The organism is Catenulispora pinisilvae (assembly GCF_015356865.1).
GTDB classification, from domain to species: domain Bacteria; phylum Actinomycetota; class Actinomycetes; order Streptomycetales; family Catenulisporaceae; genus Catenulispora; species Catenulispora pinisilvae.
The window spans coordinates 1-4897 of record NZ_JAAFZA010000417.1; the positions used below are offsets into that span (position 1 = coordinate 1).

The 4897-nt window shown below is 69.0% G+C and carries 5 protein-coding genes; 4 read left to right on the forward strand and 1 reads right to left on the reverse strand.

The genetic code is table 11. The annotated features are described in order from the left end of the window. A partial coding sequence (locus tag IZR01_RS48110; RefSeq protein WP_194927772.1) for a hypothetical protein occupies positions 1-1047 on the forward strand: 1047 nt, incomplete at its 5' end. Between the two features lie 97 nt (positions 1048-1144). On the opposite strand, the gene phoU is transcribed toward IZR01_RS48110, so the two are convergent. Beyond that, entirely contained in the window at positions 1145-1798 is a 654-nt protein-coding gene (phoU, locus tag IZR01_RS48115; protein WP_194899707.1) for a phosphate signaling complex protein PhoU, read from the reverse strand. A gap of 192 nt (positions 1799-1990) precedes the next feature. Between phoU and IZR01_RS48120 the strand changes: the two genes are divergently transcribed. From IZR01_RS48120 to IZR01_RS48130, 3 genes are all read left to right on the forward strand, one after another. Beyond that, positions 1991-3142, forward strand: coding sequence for a sensor histidine kinase (locus IZR01_RS48120; protein WP_323746762.1), 1152 nt, complete (start codon positions 1991-1993; stop codon positions 3140-3142). A gap of 47 nt (positions 3143-3189) precedes the next feature. Further along, entirely contained in the window at positions 3190-3870 is a 681-nt protein-coding gene (locus IZR01_RS48125; RefSeq protein WP_194899711.1) for a response regulator, read from the forward strand. Between the two features lie 202 nt (positions 3871-4072). Next, on the forward strand, positions 4073-4411 hold the full coding sequence (locus IZR01_RS48130) for a hypothetical protein (RefSeq protein ID WP_194927773.1): 339 nt from the start codon (positions 4073-4075) through the stop codon (positions 4409-4411). Positions 4412-4897: the final 486 nt, after the last annotated feature.

Sequence of the window (4897 nt, forward strand, 5' to 3'; positions counted from 1 at the left end):
GGGGTGCACGGGTCGGGAGACGGCGACTGGTCGCTCGGCTCCGACAGTGGGAACGTCTCGGCGCAGGCTTATGAGAACGACGCGCCGACGTATGCGGATCGGGAGCGGGAGGTCGTTGAACAGCTTCCGGGGGTACTAGGCGCGTTGTTGCCGGCCGGGGTGACGGTGCAGAACGCCGCTGGGCCCGGCTACGTGACCGACGCGCTGACCGGCGACTATGTGCCCCAGCTCCAGCTCCAATGGCACGGAACCGACTACGTCCTGGAATTGGATCCCTCGGGCAAGAACACCACCGATGTGCTCGACAAAGCCTCGGTGAAGCCGATCGCCGTTGCCGACGGCTCAATCCGGATAGCGCTGTCGCGCGGTACGGACTGGTACGAGTTCGCCCCGTCGGACCCGGCCGCGCCGAAGATCTACTTCATGATCTACAGCGGCTACGAGAAGAACATGCCGACCCTCATGGACGCCACGGCCTTCACGAAGATGGTGGAGGCACCCGGGTTCGCCAAGTTTCGGCAGCTTCTGGATCCGTCGGTTCCGGCGTCGTCTGCGGCGGTCCGCGAACGGTATGCCATCGAAGCGAAGATCGACGCTGAGGCGGACAAGGTCCTGCCGCCGGGGTTCCGGCTGAAGCTCAACCCGGGGGCACCCGGCAAGCTCGAACTTGTCGGTCCCAAGGGGGTCAACAGCTTCGAGTGGTACGACACTTTCAACGACCAGGCGGCGACCAACGGCACGTTCGACTCCTTGCGGTTCGAAGCCGCCGGGGGGAACGGTACGAACGTACAGGTGCGTCCGGACGGTAAAGCACGGCTCGGGAACTATGTCTACGGGACCGGAACGGCATCCGACCCCTTGACCAACCTTGCGGTCGCCGGCACCCCGCGGCCCAGCGAGTCGCTAGGGCTAGGGGAGCTCGGCAAGCCCGTCGAAACCGCGCCGCAGGGACCCGGTCTGACGCCGCAGCAAGCCATGGCGATCGTGAAGGCGCCGGGCCTGGCGAAGGTGATCGCGGACGTGCAGAAGCTGGTCGCGCTGCCCTAGCAGTCTGACCAGCGGAAAGCACTGATCCGGCCGGCTGTCCTGCTCAAGGACGGCCGACCGGATCTGTGGGTACAGGTGGTTCAGGTGGTTCTGGTGCTCAGACCGCCGCTTCCGGGTGCTCGCCGGTCACCAGGAACACCAGGCGCTTGGCCACCGACACCGCGTGGTCCGCGAACCGCTCGTAGTAACGCCCGCACAGCGTGACGTCCACCGCGGTCTCGATGCCGTGCTTCCACTTGTCGTCCATCAGCGACTTGAACAGGCTGCGGTGCAGGCGGTCCATCTCGTCGTCCTCGGCCTCCAGGGCCAGGGCGGCCTCGACGTCGCGGGCGGCGATGATCGAGCCGACCTTGGCGACCAGTTCGGCGGCGATGTCGCCCATCTCCACGATGGTGCCGCGGATCTCCGGCGGGATCGCCGACTGCGGGTAGCGGCGCCGGGCCACCTTGGCCACGTGCCGGGCCAGGTCGCCCATCCGCTCCAGGTCCGCGCTCATCCGCAGCGAGGTGATGATGGTGCGCAGGTCGCCGGCCACCGGCTGCTGCCGCGCCAGCAGGTCGAAGCTGTTGTCGTCCAGCGTGTGCTGTAGTTCGTCGACCTGGTCGTCGGCGGCGATCACCGACTCGGCGAGCGTCAGGTCGGCGTCCAGCAGCGCGGTGGTGGCGCGGGCCATGGCCGAGCCGACCAGCCGCGTCATCTCGACCAGCGTCTCGCTGATCGAGTCGAGTTCCTCATGGAAGGCGTCGCGCATGGGGTTCCGGCTCCTGTCGTCGCGTGTGCTTCTGTGCTGTGCGGACGCCGAACACTCTTCCCCGTCCAGGCATCCCGAGACAATGTCGGCGGTGAATCAATGGGGACCTGGAAGTGAACTCTTGGCCACACAAGTACGGCGGAATGATCCGTGGGAGTGTTCACGGGGCAAACCGCCCTTACTGTTGGCTCTGTGAACGTCAATGCTGCGACCGCCGGGCTGGCCGCGCTGATCGGCCTGGGTACCGGGGTCAGCGGGGCGTTGGCTTTCCGGTTCAGTGAAAGGGAACGTGTGGGCTCGCCCGAACCGCCGAACGACGATCCGGTCCCCTCGGGGGTAGCCGGGGTCCTACAGGTACTGCGCAGCTCAGCCGTGGTGCTGGACGCCAGCGACGCCGTGGTGAAGGCCTCCCCGGCAGCTTACGCGATGGGACTGGTGAAGTCCCGGAGTCTGACCTCGCCGGAACTGCTGGACCTGGCCCGGCAGGTGCGCCGGGACGGCGAGATACGCCAGGTCGAGATGGACCTCCCGCACGGCTCCACCGCCGTGCTGCACTCCACCGTCCGGATCGCCCCGCTGGGCGCGACGCTGGTGCTGGTGCTGGTCGAGGACCGGACCGAGGCCCGGCGGGTGGACGAGGTGCGCCGCGACTTCGTGGCCAACGTCTCGCACGAGCTCAAGACCCCGGTCGGGGCGCTGTCGCTGCTGGCCGAGGCCGTGCAGTCGGCCTCCGACGACCCCGAGGCCGTCCGCCGGTTCGCGGCCCGGATGCAGCAGGAGGCACACCGCCTGACCTCGCTGATCCAGGACCTGATCGACCTGTCCCGGGTCCAGATCGACGCCCCGCTGGCCGCCTCGGCGCAGCTGGTGCACGTCGCCGAGGTGGTGGCCGAGGCCCTGGACCGCAGCTACGAGAGCGCCGCCGCGCGCCGGATCGAGCTGGTCGCCGACGCCGAGGACGACGTCGCGGTGCGCGGGGACCGGACCCAGCTGTCCGCGGCCCTGGGCAACCTGGTGGAGAACGCGGTCAACTACTCGCCGGACGACACGCGCGTGGCGGTGACCGTCAAGCACAACGGCGACGTGGTCGAGATCTCCGTCACCGACCAGGGCATCGGGATACCGGAACGGGACCTGGAGCGGATCTTCGAGCGGTTCTACCGCGTCGATCCGGCGCGCTCGCGCGCCACCGGAGGCACGGGCCTGGGCCTGTCGATCGTCAAGCACATCGCGGCCACACACGGCGGGGAGGTGACGGTGTGGTCCTCCGAGGGGAACGGCTCCACCTTCACCTTGAAGCTCCCCGTCAGTGTGCAGGAGCGCGATCTGGCACCGGCCGGGTAACGGCCTTGCGTGAACAACCGAGCCATATCAAGTGGGAGGACCCCGAAGTGACCCGTGTACTCGTGGTCGAGGACGAGGACTCGATCAGCGACCCCCTGTCCTACATGCTGCGCAACGAGGGCTTCGAGGTGGCGGTGGCCGACTCGGGACCTGCCGCGCTGGAGGAGTTCGACCGGCACGGCGCCGACCTGGTGCTGCTGGACCTGATGCTGCCGGGGCTGCCCGGCACCGAGGTCTGCCGGCAGATCCGGGCCAAGTCCAACGTCCCGGTGATCATGCTGACCGCCAAGGACAGCGAGATCGACAAGGTGGTCGGCCTGGAACTGGGCGCCGACGACTACGTCACCAAGCCCTTCTCGGCCCGTGAGCTGGTGGCCCGGATCCGCGCCGTGCTGCGCCGCCAGGCCGCCAGCGACGAGCCGGACGGCGGCGCCCTGGAGGCCGGCCCGGTCCGGATGGACGTGGACCGGCACAAGGTGACGGTCGACGGCCGCCCGGTGGAGCTGCCGCTGAAGGAGTTCGAGCTGCTGGAGATGCTGCTGCGCAACTCCGGCCGGGTGCTGACCCGGATGCAGCTGATCGACCGGGTGTGGGGCGCGGACTACGTCGGCGACACCAAGACGCTGGACGTGCACGTCAAGCGGCTGCGGGCGAAGATCGAGCCGGACCCCGGGACGCCGGTGCACCTGGTGACGGTGCGGGGACTGGGGTACAAGTTCGAGGGGTGAGCGGGCGCCGGCCTCGGGGGTCGGCGGGCGTCGGAAGGGGCTCCGGTTTCGTACCGGGGTCCCTTCTCTGGTTCTGCTTCAGCGGGTCGACTCTGTTCCGCTTTAGCGGCGCTCTACTTAGTTGGGTCTCTGCTTAAGTGGGTCTCTGCTTTATGCAGATCTCCGCTTCAGCGGATCCCTATTTCAGTTTCAGCGGGTCGACATGGACGGCGGCGGCGTCGAGGGCACCGTGCTGGACCGCGAGCCCATCACCGGCCCGGTGGGCGTGACGCTGGTGTGCGGCGGAGGCGGCGGCGCGGACGTGGTCGGCTTCGAGGCGGTCGTCGGCTCCGGGTGGCTCGGCGGCGGCGCCACCGGGGCCTTCGAGGTCGAGGACCGGGCCGGGGAGGAGGGCTGCGAGTCGTTGATGGCCCCGCCGCTCGGCCGGTCGCCGGGCGAGGTCGCCTCCTGCGCCATCGGCGCGCCGCTGGGGCGGTCGGTGTCGCCGGTGCTCGCGCTCGTGGAGACGGCGGCGCTGTTCGCCAGGTGCCCGGGCGGCTGACTGACGGTGCTGCTACAGGCGGCGCAGACCAGGGCCGCCACGACTGCGGTGGCGGCGGCCCTGGCCGGTGCTACGGTCCCCCGGATCGGCATGGATGCCACTGTAGCCAAGTGAACAGACATCCGGGAGGACTCGGTTTCTCGTGCACGCTGGGTGCGGCGCGACTGCTCCACCGTATCGGTCCGCGGCGGCTTTTCGCTTGATAACAGGTGAAAATCAGGGGTTCTTCACTCGAAAGTAGGTTGTGCCCTGATGTAAGGCCGCGCCGATCCCACCGGCCGCCACACGGACGCGGCCCGGGGCACGGGTTCAGGGCTCCCGCCGGAAGAAGTCCCACAACGCCGCGCCGACGCAGACCACGATGATCAGCACCCCGATGACGACCGCGCCCACCGCCGGGCCGCCGTGCATCGAGTACTCGCGGGGCAGGGCGGTCACGAAGGCGCCGGCCAGCGTGCCGACCATGGCCAGGGCGAGGTTGAAGGG

What these genes read in the sequence shown, in the direction of transcription:
- phoU (WP_194899707.1), bottom strand. Translation starts at nt 1,798, where the DNA reads ATGCGCGACGCCTTCCATGAGGAACTCGACTCGATCAGCGAGACGCTG.
- IZR01_RS48130 (WP_194927773.1), top strand. Translation starts at nt 4,073, where the DNA reads ATGGACGGCGGCGGCGTCGAGGGCACCGTGCTGGACCGCGAGCCCATC.